A 12,995-nucleotide genomic window follows, 5' to 3' on the forward strand; every position below is an offset into this window, starting at 1 on the left:
CGCGCAGGGTAAAGCGGTGCGTCCCGCGGGAATGGGGCAAGGGTGGGACGATTATGCCGCACATTTGCCGCGGGACCGGCGGGCAAGGGGCGGTGAAGATTGACTTTTCCACAGGGGTCCCGCAGGTTGGTCGGCAAAATAAAAGGCAAGACCTGAGGCAGTCATCATGTACCGGATTTTCGCAGCGCTCGCGCTGGCGGGTGTGCTTGCGGCGTGCTCATCCAGCGGCGGCGGCAGCCCCCTGACCAGCACGGATTCCGTGGGCGTGGGGACCTGCAACCAGCCGCTTGTCTCGGACGAGGCGGAGTGCGCGACGGATGACAACACCTCGGCGCCGCCTGCCGATCCCAGCGATCCGGACGTCTACGCGCGGCAGTTCAGCGACGACCTGACGGTCAGCGGCATGAGCTACGACACCGCCTCGGGCGAGCTGGTGCTGGACAACGTGCCGTTCGACGGGGACGACAACGTCTATCGCCGCAACGCCACGGCCTCCACCCGGATCAACGCCACCAGCGGGTCGAGCTTCGGCTTCTTCGCGAACGACCGGGGCACGGCGGGATCGCCCACGACGGAGTTCTTCGCGGTCTTCCGGCGTTCGCCCGACGATTACAGCCAGGTCGGCGCCCTGGGCACCAACCGCTATGTCAGCTACGGCTTCGGCGGTGCGGCGGCGCAGCGCCTGAACGGCGACGGATCGCTGCCCAACGCCAACCAGAGCTATGTCTTCCAGGGCGAGTACGCGGCGGTGCGGACCATCGTCGAGGAAGGCACCAACACGGTGGTGCAGTATGTCTCGGGCACCTCGCGGCTCGAGGTCGACATCCAGGACTTCAACAACGTGGGTGCGGTCGAGGGGATCATCGCGGACCGGCGGTTCTTTGACCTGAACGGTGTCGAGGTGCCGGAGATGGCGGGCGGCGTGGGCGACTTCATCTCGCTCGCCACGGCAGAGATCAACTTCGACGACTGGACGATCACCTCCTCTGACGCGACGCTGCAGATCCCGAATTCCGTCGACAAGGACACGACCAACATCGCCAGCGCCACGCCGAACACACAGACCGCCACCGGCAACTGGGCGGGCCTTTTCGCCGGTCCGAACGGCGAGGAAGTGGCGGGCATCGTCTTTGTCGAGGGCACCGGGCCGGTGGGCATCGACACCTCCACCGGCTCGCCGATCATCCTGACCCACAACCAGGTGCGGGAGACCGGGGTCTTCCAGGCCAAGCGCTGAGCGCATGACGGGGTCGGCCCGCCTGCTGCGCCGGGGGCTGTTCGTACTGCTGACGGCGGGCGTTCTGGCCGTCCCGGCCACGGCCCAGACCGAGCGGCCCGACGCCCTGCGCATCACGCTCGACGAGGCCCGGCAGGCCGCGGCCAACGCGCTGATGGCGGGCCGCGCCGAGGACGCGCTGATCCTGTCGCAGGGCGTGCTGCTGGGGGCGCCGGAGGACAAGACGGCGCTGTTCATCAAGGCCCGCGCGTTGCGGCAGCTTGGCAAGCGCGAGGCGGCGGTGGAAACCGCGCGGGTGGCCTGGCAGACCTCCGACACGCCGCGCGACCGGTTCTATTCGGCGATGATGATGGCGCAGATGCGCAGCTTTGCCGGGCAGAACGGGGTGGCGCAGCTTTGGCTCCGGCGGGCGATGCAGCTTGCCCCCGACGACCGGCTGAAGGAGATCGCGGTCGAGGACTTCCGCCACGTGCGCCGCATCACGCCATGGCGGTTCGCGATGGACCTGTTCGTGCAGCCGTCGGACAACCTCAACAACGCGCCGACAGAGGACACGCCGGTTCCGGGCGGCGTGGTCAAGGTGACGCCGCCGCTGTCAGGGCTGCGCTACGGCGCGGGCGTGCAGATGCGCTACATCAAGCCGCTGGCGCCGCGGGTGCGCCTGCAGTTCTCGGGCTTTGCCCAGGGGTCGGCGGTGCGCCTGTCGGACGAGGCGAAGGACGTGCCGGGCGCCGAGGCGGGCGATTACACCAGCGCGGTGCTGGGCGGTGCCGTGACGCTGGAGGGCATCGCGAAGGACGGCGGGCGGCTGGGCCGCGCGCATCTGAGCCTGCGGCGACAGTGGCAGGGCGGCGCGCCCATTGCCGACATCGCGCGGCTCGACCTCGGGCTGGACCAGCGGCTGAGCCCGACCGTGGGCCTTGGCCTGCGGCTCGGGTTCGAGGACGTGAAGCGGCTGGATTCCCCGGTGGGCGATGCGCAGCGCCGCGATGCGGGCCTGTCGCTGACGAAACGCTTCGAGCATGGCGCCCTGACGCTGGACATGGGCGTGGGCGAGACGTTCTCTGCCGCCTACAACGTCGGGCGGCAGGACGGCAGCGTCGGTCTCAGCTATGCCTTCGCGCGGCCCGTCGCGGGTGTGCTGCCGACGCTCAGCTTCGACTACGGGGTTTACAACTACGATGCGCCGTGGATCGGGGCGCCCGACGGACCCGCACGGGAGGACCGGCAGCGCCGGATCGGCGTGGACCTCCTGTTGCCCCAGCTCGACTATTACGGCTTCGCCCCCGAAGTCGGGGTTTCCTTCACCGACCGGAACTCCAATTATAACCTCTACGAGAACCGCAGTACGGATCTGCGGTTCGGATTGAAATCTGTGTTCTGATCTTTTGGCGCGGCGCGCGTTTTCTGCGAAAGTGCCGGTGCGCCCGAAGGTGGGACGAAGGAGGAAGACGTGGGCATCAAGTATCTGCACACGATGGTCCGGGTGAAAGACCTGGACAAGTCGATCGAATTCTACAAGCTGCTGGGCCTCGTGGAGCGCCGCCGCAGCGAAAGCGAGAAGGGCCGCTTCACGCTGGTCTTCATGTGTCCGCCGGACATGGCGGACGGCCACGCGGACGTGGAGCTGACCTACAACTGGGACGGCGACGAGGGTCTGCCCTCTGACTCGCGGCACTTCGGGCACCTCGCCTACACGGTGCCGAACATTTACGAGATGTGCCAGACGCTGATGGATGCGGGCGTGACGATCAACCGTCCGCCGCGTGACGGGCACATGGCCTTTGTCCGGTCGCCGGACAACGTTTCCATCGAGCTTTTGCAGCAGGGCGATCCGCTGCCGTCGCAGGAGCCCTGGGCCAGCATGGAGAACACCGGGCATTGGTGAGGCTTCTCGCCAGTCTCTGTGTCTGCCTCGCGGTGGCGATCACCGCGGGGCAGGCGCAGGCCTGTCGGCTGGCGCTTGCGCTGGCACTGGATGTCTCGTCCTCGGTGGACGCCCGGGAATACGCTTTGCAGCGCGACGGGGTGGCGGCGGCGCTGATGTCCGAGGACGTGACGGCGGCGATCCTGTCGGGGGAGCCCTCCGTCTGGATCGCGGTCTACGAATGGAGCGGGCGGCGGCAGTCGGTCGTGGTGCAGGACTGGGTGCTGCTGGACTCGCCCCGCGTCATCGCGGAGGTGGCGGCGCGCATCTCCGGGCACCGGCGGTCCTATTCGCGCTTTCCCACGGCGATGGGCTATGCGCTGGGGTTCGGCGCCGGTCTGCTTGAGCGCGGCCCCGCCTGCGAACGTCGGGTGATCGACGTGTCGGGCGACGGGGTGACGAACGACGGCTTCGGGCCGCAGCTCGCCTACCGGCATTTTCCCTTCGACGGCGTGACGGTGAACGGGCTGGCGGTGCTGGGCGCCGATCCGGGCGTGGTGGAGCATTTCGAGTTCGAGGTGCTTTACGGGCCGGATGCCTTCCTCGAGACCGCGCAGGGGTACGAAGGGTACGAGCGCGCGATGGTCCGCAAGCTGTACCGGGAGATCGAGAACCGCGTGGTGGGCGGCCTGCAACTGCCCGCGCGGCCGGGGCAGGAGGGGCCCGGGTGAGGCTGGCCGGCGCGGCGGCACTGGCCCTTTCGCTGTGGGTCGCGCAGGCGGAGGCGGCCTGCCGGCAGGCGCTTGCGCTGGGTCTGGACGTGTCCGGCTCGGTCGACGGTGCGGAATACCGGCTGCAACTGGACGGGCTGGCGGCGGCGCTGCTGCATCCGGAGGTGCAGGGCGCGCTCTTTGCCATGCCGGAGGCGCCGGTGGCGCTGGCCGTCTACGAATGGAGCGGGCCGGAGGCGCAGCGGGTGCTGGTGCCCTGGACCACGGTGGACGGGCCGGGAGCGCTGGCGGGGGTCGCCGCGCGGCTGGAAGGCACGGCTCGGGTGGGCGGAGAGACCTCCACCGCCATCGGCGCGGCCAAGCAGTTCGGCGCGGGTCTTCTGGCGCAGCAGCCCGGGTGCTGGCGGCAGGTGCTGGACGTGTCGGGCGACGGCACCTCGAACACCGGGCCGCGCCCGCAGTTCGTCCGCCCCGAGGCCATCACGATCAACGGCCTGGTGATCGGGCCGGGCACGGCGGACGGCGTGGGGGCGCTGGCGGGCTACTACGAGGCCTACGTGGTGCAGGGCGCCGATGCCTTCGTCGAGGCGGCGGCGGGTTTCGCCGATTTCGAGGAGGCCATGGTCCGCAAACTGAAGCGCGAATTGCAGGTGCTGGTGGTTTCGGCCCGGTAGGGGGCGGCGACTGGCGCAGCGCTCGGGCGGGCAGCACGTCCGTCAGTCACGGAACGACGCATTCGGCATGGCCATGAAACGCAAGGAAAAAGCGCCTTCAAAGGGCGCGCGCGTCTTGTCCTGAACTGTCGGGAGGGGCCATTTCGACCGTGGCATCGGTTGTCGGAGGGGCGCTGGTGCGCTGCGTCCGGAGGGCGGGTGCCGAAAGGGGTGAGCCTGGCCGTTCTGGCCGGGGCGCGTCGGGGCGCGGGCTCAGTAGATGTAGCGGATCTGATCCGTCCAGTAGCGTTCGACACGCCGCAGGGCCGAGGTGATCTCGTCCATGCCGTCGATAGAGATGACCGCCTTTGTCTGGAGGCCCTCGGCGTGGCGGGCAAAGAGTTCGGACACGATGTTCCGGATTTCCCGCCCGCGCTGGGTGAGACGGACGCGCACCGAACGGCGGTCGATCTCGCACCGCTGGTGGTGCATGTAGCCCATCTCCACCAGTTTCTTGAGGTTGTAGCTGACGTTGGAGCCCTGGTAGTAGCCCCGGGTCTTCAGCTCGCCTGCCGTCACCTCGTTTTCACCGATGTTGAACAGCAAAAGCGCCTGCACCGCGTTCACGTCGATGATCCCAAGTCGTTCGAACTCATCCTTGATGACGTCCAGAAGCAGCCGGTGGAGACGTTCCACCAGGCTCAGCGCATCGAGGTAGCTCGCCATGAAGCCCTGCTGGGGGCCCTTGTCCATGGACGAATGTATGCTCATAGATTTTCTCCGCCTGTTATGATTGACGGCAGCTTTCCGGGAAAAACGCAAATATCGGGTTAAACAGTCGTGAAACCCCGGAAAATTCGAGCGATATTCGTGGCTTGGTTAATAGGCATTGTGCCGGCGCCGCAGCGCCGCCTTCCGGGGGCGGATTTGCATTTTGTGGAAAAAGGCGCTAGAAACGGTCACTTGAGAAAAAACAGGCGACCCTTTCGCGTGATAGAGCAGTTCCGGCACTTCTGGGGCGACTATGTCGCTCCGCTCTACAAACGTCCCGAACGTCTTCAGTTCGCGGCGCTTTGTTACCGTGGGCACGGGGACCGCACGCAGATCCTGCTGATCACCAGCCGCGACACCGGACGGTGGGTCCTGCCGAAGGGATGGCCGATCAAGGGGCTGGACTCGGCTGGCTCTGCCATGCGCGAGGCTTGGGAAGAGGCGGGCGTGCGCGCCGGCCGCGCGTCGAAGTCGCCCTTGGGCGAATTCGTCTACGGCAAGACGCTGCCCGGCGACTGGAGCATCCCGGTCCGCACGCTGGTCTATGCGGTGGAGGTCGCGGAACTCTTGGACGACTACCCGGAGGTCACGCAGCGTCGGCGGGTCTGGGTCAACCCGGAAGAAGCCGCCGACATGGTGAACGAGCCGGGCCTGAAGGACCTGCTGCGCGATTTCCGCGCCGAGGCGCCCGTTCTGCGCTGAAAGCCCCCGGCCGATTGAATTCGGCGTCCCGACCCCATAAACACCCCCGAATTGCGCGCCGGACCGGTGCGAAAGACCCGACGGGAGGGGCGGCACTTGGCTGGAAACGATCATCACCCGAAGCACCTTGAGACGCTGGACCGCGACCTTGGCCGCGTCCAGATGCTGGAACTCGCCACCGCCTACGTGGCGAAACCCGTGGCGGGGATCGGCATCGCGCTGGTCTTCGTGGTCTTTGCCGCGCTTCTGGCGGCGCTGCTGTTCGGCGGGTCGGGCCATGCGGTGACGATTGTCATCGCCTCGGTCTTTGGTGCCTACATGGCGCTGAACATCGGCGCGAACGACGTTGCCAACAACATGGGACCGGCGGTGGGCGCCAATGCCCTGACCATGGGCGGCGCCATCGCCATCGCCGCGGTGTTCGAGAGCGCGGGTGCGCTCCTGGCGGGCGGCGACGTGGTGTCGACCATCGCCAAGGGGATCATCGCGCCGACGAGCATGGGCTCGGTCGACGTGTTCATCTGGGCGATGATGGCGGCGCTGCTGTCGTCGGCGCTGTGGGTGAACCTGGCCACCTGGATCGGCGCGCCGGTCTCGACCACGCATTCGGTGGTCGGGGGAGTGATGGGCGCGGGCATCGCCGCGGCGGGTTTCGGCGCGGTGGGCTGGGGCACCATGGGGATGATCGCGGCAAGCTGGGTGATCTCGCCGCTGATGGGCGGTCTGATCGCCGCCGGGTGCCTGTGGTTCATCAAGTCGCGCATCATCTACCGCGAGGACAAGATCGCCGCCGCCCGGCTTTGGGTGCCGGTGCTGGTGGGGATCATGGCGGGGGCCTTTGCCGCCTACCTCGCCATGAAGGGGCTGAAGCACCTGGTGGAGATCGGCCTGCCCACGGCGCTGTTGCTGGGGCTGGCGATGGGGGCGCTGATCTGGCTGGTGATGATCCCGGTGGTGCGCCGCCAGTCAGAAGGGCTGGAGAACCGCAACAAGTCGCTGAAGGTGCTGTTCGGCGTGCCGCTGATCGTGTCGGCGGCGCTGCTGTCCTTTGCGCATGGCGCCAACGACGTGGCCAACGCGGTTGGTCCGCTGGCCGCCATCGTCGAGGCGGCGCGGTCCGGCCATTTCACCGAAGGTTTCGGCATCCCGTTCTGGGTCATGCTGATCGGCGCCTTCGGGATCTCGTTCGGGCTGTTCCTGTTCGGTCCGCGGCTGATCCGGATCGTCGGGTCGGAGATCACCAAGCTGAACCCGATGCGCGCGTACTGCGTGGCGCTGTCGGCGGCGATCACGGTGATCGTGGCAAGCTGGCTGGGGCTGCCGGTCAGCTCCACCCACATCGCGGTGGGCGCGGTGTTCGGCGTGGGGTTTTTCCGCGAGTGGGACGCGGAGCGGCGGCTGCGCAAGGCGCGCATGGCGATGCCGGAACGCGCGCGCTATTCGCCCGAGGAACGGCGGCGGCGCAAGCTGGTGCGGCGGGCGCACTTCATGACCATCGCGGCGGCCTGGATCGTGACGGTCCCGGCGGCGGCACTGCTGTCGATGGTGATCTTCTGGAGCATCCGGGCGATGGTGGCCTGAGGCCCGGCGGGCTTTGCCGTCCGCCTTGGAGGGCAAGCGAGGGGGCCGGCGCTATGTGCCCGGCCCCGCAGGGGGTCAGCCGTTCCCGGCGACGCTTGCGATCTCGGCGACGAGGGGGGCGTGTGCCGCAGGGGCGGGACGCTGGCCGGAGATCCACTGGTAGAGGTCCTGGTCGTTCTCGTCGAGCAGCGCCTCGTAGGCGTCGAGGGCCTCCGGCTCCATCGTCGCCAGGCGCGCCTCGGCGAAACGCATCAGGAGGATGTCCATCTCCTTCGTGCCGCGCCGCATGGAGCGCATGGTCAGCCGTTTCAGGCGGATGTCGTGCGGTTCGCGGGTCGCCTGTTCGGTCACAGCGCCGACTCCTTCAGCGCCTGGCGCAGGCGCTTTTCGAGCTGGCCGAGCTTGTCGGTGCGCGCCTTGATCTGCATCCGCAGCGTGCGCATCTCGGACAGGATCTCGGAGAGGTCGGCGCTGAGCGGCGTCTCGTCTTCCGGGTTGCCGACGCCTTCGCCCTCTCCGGTGATCAGCCAGACCATCGACACGTTCAGGATGCCCGCCATCATGCTGAGCTTGTTGGCGCGGGGTTCGGACATGTCGTCCTCCCACTTTTCCAGCGTGTTCAGCTTGACCCCGAGATTCTTGGCCAGCGTCTCCTGAGACATGCCCTGTGCCTCGCGGGCGGCCGCCAGCCTGTCGCCCAGAGTGGCGACGTCCGGGCCGTACCAGTCCGTGTCCTGCATGTGTAAGCTCCCTTGCGCAACCGCCTGATCGGGGTATGAGTGAACCCTATGATACCCCGTTCCCAAAGACAAACCGACGAGTTCCCCATGCCTTTCCTGTCCGAGACGCTTTCGAGGGTGAAACCCTCTCCGACGGTTGCCGTGACGCAACTGGCCCGAGACCTGAAGGCGCAGGGCCGCGACATCATCAGCCTCGGCGCCGGCGAGCCGGACTTTGACACGCCGGACAACATCAAGGCTGCCGCGATTGCGGCAATCGAGGCGGGGAAAACGAAATACACCGCACCGGACGGGATCCCCGAGCTGAAGGAGGCGGTCTGCGCCAAGTTCCGCCGCGAAAACGGGCTGGAGTACACGCCGGCGCAGATCAGCGTGTCGACGGGCGGCAAGCAGGTGCTTTACAACGCGCTGATGGCGACGCTGAACCCGGGCGACGAGGTGGTGATCCCCGCGCCCTTCTGGGTCAGCTATCCCGACATCGTGCGGCTGGGGGGCGGCGAGCCGGTGATCGTGGAGGGCGAGCGGCAGCTTGGCTTCAAGATCACGCCGGAGGCGCTGGAGGCCGCGATCACGCCGAAGACCAAGTGGTTCATCTTCAACTCGCCGTCGAACCCCACGGGCGCGGGCTATACGCGGGACGAGCTGAAGGCGCTGACCGACGTTCTGATGCGCCATCCCCATGTCTGGGTGATGACCGACGACATGTACGAACACCTGGCCTACGACGGGTTCGAGTTCGTCACCCCCGCACAGGTGGAGCCGGGTCTCTATGACCGGACGCTGACCTGCAACGGCGTGTCGAAGGCCTACGCGATGACCGGCTGGCGGATCGGCTATGCCGGCGGGCCGGAGCACCTGATCGCCGCCATGCGCAAGATCCAGGGGCAGTCGACGACCAACCCCTGTTCGATCAGCCAGTGGGCCGCGGTGGAGGCACTGAACGGCCCGCAGGACTTCCTGGCGGAGCGGTCGGCGGCGTTCAAGCGGCGGCGCGATCTTGTGGTCGAGGGGCTGAACGCCTGCCCGGGGATCACCTGCGCGGTGCCGGAGGGGGCGTTCTACGTCTACCCCTCGGTCGCGGAGTGCATCGGCAAGGTGTCCAAGGCCGGGACGCCGATCGCCGACGACGAGGCGTTCTGTACCGCGCTCCTGGAAGAGGAGGGCGTGGCCGTCGTCTTCGGGTCGGCCTTCGGGCTCAGCCCCTATTTCCGCGTCAGCTATGCCGCTTCGGACGAGATGCTGACAGAGGCTTGCGTGCGTATCCGCCGGTTCTGCGAGGGGTTGAAAGACGGGGAGGGCAACTGATGGCCGATCTTCCCGCCTTCTACTACCGGGTGCGCGACAACGGCGCGGCCGTGTTCCGCGTCGATACCGAGAACCGCCAGCGCCGGATCGAGATGGACCAGATCGCGGTGCTGAACCTGAACCGCAACGAGATCAAGCCGCACGGCGACGCCACCCTGTCGGAGGACGACCTGGCCGAGATGCGCCGCTGGATGGCGTCGCGCAAGGCGCTGCTGGCGATGCGCGACATCGACGACATCCACCGCTGCGTCGACTACCTGAACACCACGACGCAATGGGTGCAGTCGAAGGCCAGCGACGACCAGCTCGAAGAGGTGACGGATGCGCTGTTGCTGGCGATGCACGATCTGCGCAGCGTTCTTGTCCGAAAGAAGGCGGACCGGGTGATGAAAACCTGATCAATCCGCCCGTATCGCGTTCATTTCGGCGGTCTTTCGCCGGAATGGCGGTGCGCCGGACGGCGGGTGCCCTTTTCCTGCCACAATTCATGCTCTAAGTGGCAGCCATGCCAATCGACCTTTCAAAACGTGCCGATACACTGGCACCGGGTCTTCCCACCCTTCAGCGACCCTTGTTCCCGCTGGCACCCGAAGCGGTGCGCGCGCTGCTGCTGAGCGAGGACTGACGGGGGCGTCCCGGGGGCATGCGATGCCCGCCAGGTGATGCCGGTTCGGAAACGATCTGCCCGCTTATTATTGCCCGCCCGTGCGGGACCGCTTTTGGCTGGCCTGAAAGTCGGGGTTGCCGCCTTTGGTCGTCATTCGGTTTCGGAGGCGACTTGCGGCCGGGATGCCGTTGCAATCGAACTGGTTCGATACAGGAAACAATTCCCGGCGTTTCCACCGACAAGACAGTAAAAAATTGACTTGCCCACAGGGATTGCTAGCCTTCTCTGGGGAATTCTGCGAGTCACCATTCCGACGTCACCAAGGGGGACATTATGAAACTCATTCTCGCGGCGGCTGCCGCATTTGCGCTTTCGGGCACCGCTGCCTTTGCCTGGGGCGACATGTATATGGGGGATCCGACCAACAACCCCAATTCCAACATGCTGGTCCACACCTACAACGCGCCGAACTACTGCCCCGCCGGTCTTCAGCCGGTGTCGGTCGGTGGCGTGATCTGCTGCGGCACCCCGAACGCCGGTCCCTACGTCGACCGCCCGGGCAAGGTCTACCGCAAGCCGTCGCCGCGCACCTATGCGCCGGTGGGCGTGAAGGGCGTCGCCGTGCCGGGCGACAAGGGTGTGGTTTACCGCTGATCCGCAAGGACCCTTGGCATTGCGTGTCAGGCCGCGTATAGCCGCGGCCTGATTTCTTTTGTGCGAACGCCGGAGGCCGACCCATGCAGGGCAGCGCGAATCTCAACATCATGATGAAGGCCGCGCGCAAGGCGGGACGGTCGCTCGTGAAGGACTTCCGCGAGGTGGAGAACCTGCAGGTGTCGATGAAGGGCGCCGGGGACTTCGTCTCGAAGGCCGACATCGAGGCGGAGCGCATCCTCAAGGAAGAGCTGATGGGCGCGCGCCCGACCTACGGCTGGCTGGCCGAGGAGGGCGGCGAGGAGCCGGGGCAGGACCCGACGCGCCGCTGGATCGTCGACCCGCTGGACGGCACGACGAATTTCCTGCACGGCCTGCCGCACTGGGCGATCTCCATCGCGCTGGAGCACAAGGGCCAGATCGTGTCCGCAGTGGTCTTCGACGCCGCCAAGGACGAGATGTTCTATGCGGAGCGCGGCGCGGGCGCCTGGCTGAACGACAGCAAGCGGCTGCGCGTCTCGGGCCGCCGCCGCATGGTGGAGGCGCTGTTCGCAACGGGCGTGCCCTTCGGCACCAAGCGGACCCTGCCTGCCACGATGAAGGACCTCGCCCGGCTGATGCCGGAATGCGCGGGTGTGCGCCGCTTCGGTGCCGCGTCGCTCGACCTCGCCTATGTGGCGGCGGGCCGCTACGACGGCTACTGGGAGCGCGAGGTGCAGATTTGGGACATCGCCGCGGGTTACCTGCTGGCCAAGGAGGCGGGCGCGCTTGTCGAGGGCGTGCGCGCGGACCAGGAGCCGCTGGAGTCGGGCGCGATCCTCTGCGCCAACAACGAGATCTTCACCACCTTCGCAAAGATCCTGCGGGCGGAGTGACCCGCCCGGCCACGGCGGTCATCCGAGGGTCGGCCAGTCTCCGGGGCTGGCATTGACGGAGAGGTTCTTTGTCGGTGCCTTTTTCGCCGGGATGTAGAACAGCACGTGCTTGAGCATGTCGCGCTGTTGCTGCGTGGCGGATTTGACGTGGCTCAGTTCGAGCTCGACCGTCGAGAGATTGACGTTTTTCAGCACCCCGTCGACAACCAGATCGACGTTGAAGATGCTGGCGATCGCTCCGTAGGTGACGCCGATATACTTGAATTGCGTGGCATCGTACTTGATGTGGATGTGCGGATAGCCGTCCGGTGAATCGGCCGAAGCCCGCGTGCTCGAGTACAGGTTGGTGTAACCTCCGCCCGTTTTCATTTCCCAGTTGGTGGACAGCAGGGTTTCGCGCGCTTGGGCAAAGGGCATCAGGGGCATGTGTCTTCTCCGTCCGTGGCAAGGGTCGTGTCCGGTTCGCGGCGTCGCGCCGCGGGGGCCGGCGCGTGTGTCAGCCACGACAACCCACGCCAGATGGCCCAGTGTTGCCGCAACTTTCCCTTGCGGCAAGAAGTTTCCGGGGCGGGTGTTCGGCCAGTCGGCTGCCTGAGGGGCGGCTGAGGCTGGACCTGTGCGGTCTGCCCCGCTCACTTCGGGCATGCGGTGCGTGGAGCGGCAGATACTGCTGACGGGGCGGCGCAGGGGGGGACAGGTCTGGCAGTCACGCGGCTGCCAAGGCCTTTCGCGACGTCGACACCTCCGGGCATCAGCCTGCATTACGTTGGGTCAACAGAATCGCTTGCCGCAGTTTCAGGGCGGCCCTACGCTCCTTCAATTCCTGTGCGCATAGGAGATTGACCTGTCATGACGTTGCGCGGTTTCAGTTTTTTCATGGCCGGGATGCTGGCCTGCCTGCTGGCTGCGGGCTGCGAGCCGGAGGTGGGCACGGCCGGCGAGATCGAGATCGACGGCGTGCGCTACACCGTCACCTTCAGCAAGTTGTACAAGCACAAGACGTGGTATTACGTCGATCTGCCGGGGCGGCCCAAGGTCAGCTGCGGCGAGAAGCCCAGCGACTGCGAACAGGTCATCCGCGACTATCTCGACAATCCCGAAGGACCGCCGCTGCCGCCTCCGCCACGGGACAACGGGGACAATGACCCGCCGTTCACGGCCGACGTGGTGACGGAGGAGCCCGAGCCGCCCGGCCCGGTGGAGGAAGAGGCGCCCGCGGTGGACGGCCGGGACATGTGACCCGGCCTGCCGTGGCGCGCCGCGGTCTGCCGC

At 67.0% G+C, this 12,995-nt stretch carries 16 protein-coding genes; 12 read left to right on the forward strand and 4 right to left on the reverse strand.

Features of this window, described 5'->3' with window-relative positions; genetic code table 11:
- Positions 1 to 166: 166 nt before the first annotated feature.
- The 5 genes from QNI11_RS01365 (at position 167) to QNI11_RS01385 (ending at position 4,509) form a co-directional block, all read left to right on the forward strand.
- Positions 167 to 1,237, forward strand: a complete 1,071-nt coding sequence (locus QNI11_RS01365; RefSeq protein ID WP_100928163.1) for a hypothetical protein — start codon at positions 167 to 169, stop codon at positions 1,235 to 1,237.
- A 4-nt stretch (positions 1,238 to 1,241) separates the two neighbouring features.
- Entirely contained in the window at positions 1,242 to 2,621 is a 1,380-nt protein-coding gene (locus tag QNI11_RS01370; RefSeq protein ID WP_283982056.1) for a M48 family metallopeptidase, read from the forward strand.
- Positions 2,622 to 2,690: 69 nt separating this feature from the next.
- Positions 2,691 to 3,125, forward strand: a complete 435-nt coding sequence (locus tag QNI11_RS01375) for a VOC family protein (RefSeq protein ID WP_100928161.1) — start codon at positions 2,691 to 2,693, stop codon at positions 3,123 to 3,125.
- Positions 3,119 to 3,835 carry a DUF1194 domain-containing protein gene (locus QNI11_RS01380; RefSeq protein ID WP_254698361.1) on the forward strand — a complete coding sequence of 239 codons (717 nt, stop codon included), beginning with the start codon at positions 3,119 to 3,121 and terminating at the stop codon, positions 3,833 to 3,835. Before QNI11_RS01375 ends, QNI11_RS01380 begins: the two co-directional genes overlap by 7 nt.
- Positions 3,832 to 4,509, forward strand: a complete 678-nt coding sequence (locus tag QNI11_RS01385) for a DUF1194 domain-containing protein (protein WP_283982057.1) — start codon at positions 3,832 to 3,834, stop codon at positions 4,507 to 4,509. Before QNI11_RS01380 ends, QNI11_RS01385 begins: the two co-directional genes overlap by 4 nt.
- Before the next feature lie 252 nt (positions 4,510 to 4,761).
- Here QNI11_RS01385 and QNI11_RS01390 read toward each other — a convergent pair whose 3' ends face one another.
- A complete protein-coding gene (locus QNI11_RS01390) occupies positions 4,762 to 5,259 on the reverse strand; it encodes a MarR family winged helix-turn-helix transcriptional regulator (RefSeq protein ID WP_198521836.1) in 498 nt (165 codons plus the stop codon).
- Positions 5,260 to 5,478: 219 nt separating this feature from the next.
- On the opposite strand from QNI11_RS01390, the gene QNI11_RS01395 reads away from it, so the two are divergent.
- Both QNI11_RS01395 and QNI11_RS01400 read left to right on the forward strand, forming a co-directional pair.
- Positions 5,479 to 5,961 carry an NUDIX hydrolase gene (locus QNI11_RS01395; RefSeq protein ID WP_100928158.1) on the forward strand — a complete coding sequence of 161 codons (483 nt, stop codon included), beginning with the start codon at positions 5,479 to 5,481 and terminating at the stop codon, positions 5,959 to 5,961.
- A gap of 96 nt (positions 5,962 to 6,057) precedes the next feature.
- Positions 6,058 to 7,542 carry an inorganic phosphate transporter gene (locus QNI11_RS01400; RefSeq protein ID WP_283982058.1) on the forward strand — a complete coding sequence of 495 codons (1,485 nt, stop codon included), beginning with the start codon at positions 6,058 to 6,060 and terminating at the stop codon, positions 7,540 to 7,542.
- Between the two features lie 75 nt (positions 7,543 to 7,617).
- Here QNI11_RS01400 and QNI11_RS01405 read toward each other — a convergent pair whose 3' ends face one another.
- Positions 7,618 to 7,839, reverse strand: a complete 222-nt coding sequence (locus tag QNI11_RS01405; protein WP_100930866.1) for a succinate dehydrogenase assembly factor 2 — start codon at positions 7,837 to 7,839, stop codon at positions 7,618 to 7,620.
- A 50-nt stretch (positions 7,840 to 7,889) separates the two neighbouring features.
- Positions 7,890 to 8,282, reverse strand: coding sequence for a helix-turn-helix domain-containing protein (locus QNI11_RS01410; RefSeq protein WP_283982059.1), 393 nt, complete (start codon positions 8,280 to 8,282; stop codon positions 7,890 to 7,892).
- An 87-nt stretch (positions 8,283 to 8,369) separates the two neighbouring features.
- Here QNI11_RS01410 and QNI11_RS01415 point away from each other — a divergent pair, with 87 nt between their 5' ends.
- The 4 genes from QNI11_RS01415 to QNI11_RS01430 all read left to right on the forward strand — a co-directional run bounded on the left by QNI11_RS01415 (position 8,370) and on the right by QNI11_RS01430 (position 11,723).
- On the forward strand, positions 8,370 to 9,587 hold the full coding sequence (locus QNI11_RS01415; RefSeq protein WP_283982060.1) for a pyridoxal phosphate-dependent aminotransferase: 1,218 nt from the start codon (positions 8,370 to 8,372) through the stop codon (positions 9,585 to 9,587).
- Complete coding sequence (locus tag QNI11_RS01420) at positions 9,587 to 9,985, forward strand: hypothetical protein (protein ID WP_100928154.1); 399 nt, start codon at positions 9,587 to 9,589, stop codon at positions 9,983 to 9,985. The genes QNI11_RS01415 and QNI11_RS01420 overlap by 1 nt, the downstream gene beginning before the upstream one ends.
- Positions 9,986 to 10,527: 542 nt before the next feature.
- The gene (locus tag QNI11_RS01425) at positions 10,528 to 10,848 is read left to right on the forward strand and encodes a hypothetical protein (protein WP_100928153.1); all 321 of its coding nucleotides are present in this window, start codon (positions 10,528 to 10,530) and stop codon (positions 10,846 to 10,848) included.
- 83 nt (positions 10,849 to 10,931) lie between these two features.
- Positions 10,932 to 11,723, forward strand: coding sequence for an inositol monophosphatase family protein (locus tag QNI11_RS01430; RefSeq protein ID WP_283982061.1), 792 nt, complete (start codon positions 10,932 to 10,934; stop codon positions 11,721 to 11,723).
- Between the two features lie 18 nt (positions 11,724 to 11,741).
- Here QNI11_RS01430 and QNI11_RS01435 read toward each other — a convergent pair whose 3' ends face one another.
- Positions 11,742 to 12,149, reverse strand: coding sequence for a hypothetical protein (locus QNI11_RS01435; RefSeq protein WP_283982062.1), 408 nt, complete (start codon positions 12,147 to 12,149; stop codon positions 11,742 to 11,744).
- A gap of 423 nt (positions 12,150 to 12,572) precedes the next feature.
- Here QNI11_RS01435 and QNI11_RS01440 point away from each other — a divergent pair, with 423 nt between their 5' ends.
- The gene (locus QNI11_RS01440; protein WP_283982063.1) at positions 12,573 to 12,962 is read left to right on the forward strand and encodes a hypothetical protein; all 390 of its coding nucleotides are present in this window, start codon (positions 12,573 to 12,575) and stop codon (positions 12,960 to 12,962) included.
- The last annotated feature ends 33 nt before the right edge of the window (positions 12,963 to 12,995 follow it).

Origin of the sequence: Sagittula sp. MA-2 (genome assembly GCF_030126985.1) — a bacterium.
GTDB lineage: Bacteria > Pseudomonadota > Alphaproteobacteria > Rhodobacterales > Rhodobacteraceae > Sagittula.

What these genes read in the sequence shown, in the direction of transcription:
- QNI11_RS01390 (WP_198521836.1), bottom strand. Translation starts at nt 5,259, where the DNA reads ATGAGCATACATTCGTCCATGGACAAGGGCCCCCAGCAGGGCTTCATG.
- QNI11_RS01365 (WP_100928163.1), top strand. Translation starts at nt 167, where the DNA reads ATGTACCGGATTTTCGCAGCGCTCGCGCTGGCGGGTGTGCTTGCGGCG.
- QNI11_RS01370 (WP_283982056.1), top strand. Translation starts at nt 1,242, where the DNA reads ATGACGGGGTCGGCCCGCCTGCTGCGCCGGGGGCTGTTCGTACTGCTG.
- QNI11_RS01425 (WP_100928153.1), top strand. Translation starts at nt 10,528, where the DNA reads ATGAAACTCATTCTCGCGGCGGCTGCCGCATTTGCGCTTTCGGGCACC.
- QNI11_RS01405 (WP_100930866.1), bottom strand. Translation starts at nt 7,839, where the DNA reads ATGCGCTCCATGCGGCGCGGCACGAAGGAGATGGACATCCTCCTGATG.
- QNI11_RS01440 (WP_283982063.1), top strand. Translation starts at nt 12,573, where the DNA reads ATGACGTTGCGCGGTTTCAGTTTTTTCATGGCCGGGATGCTGGCCTGC.
- QNI11_RS01420 (WP_100928154.1), top strand. Translation starts at nt 9,587, where the DNA reads ATGGCCGATCTTCCCGCCTTCTACTACCGGGTGCGCGACAACGGCGCG.
- QNI11_RS01410 (WP_283982059.1), bottom strand. Translation starts at nt 8,282, where the DNA reads ATGCAGGACACGGACTGGTACGGCCCGGACGTCGCCACTCTGGGCGAC.
- QNI11_RS01415 (WP_283982060.1), top strand. Translation starts at nt 8,370, where the DNA reads ATGCCTTTCCTGTCCGAGACGCTTTCGAGGGTGAAACCCTCTCCGACG.
- QNI11_RS01430 (WP_283982061.1), top strand. Translation starts at nt 10,932, where the DNA reads ATGCAGGGCAGCGCGAATCTCAACATCATGATGAAGGCCGCGCGCAAG.
- QNI11_RS01435 (WP_283982062.1), bottom strand. Translation starts at nt 12,149, where the DNA reads ATGCCCCTGATGCCCTTTGCCCAAGCGCGCGAAACCCTGCTGTCCACC.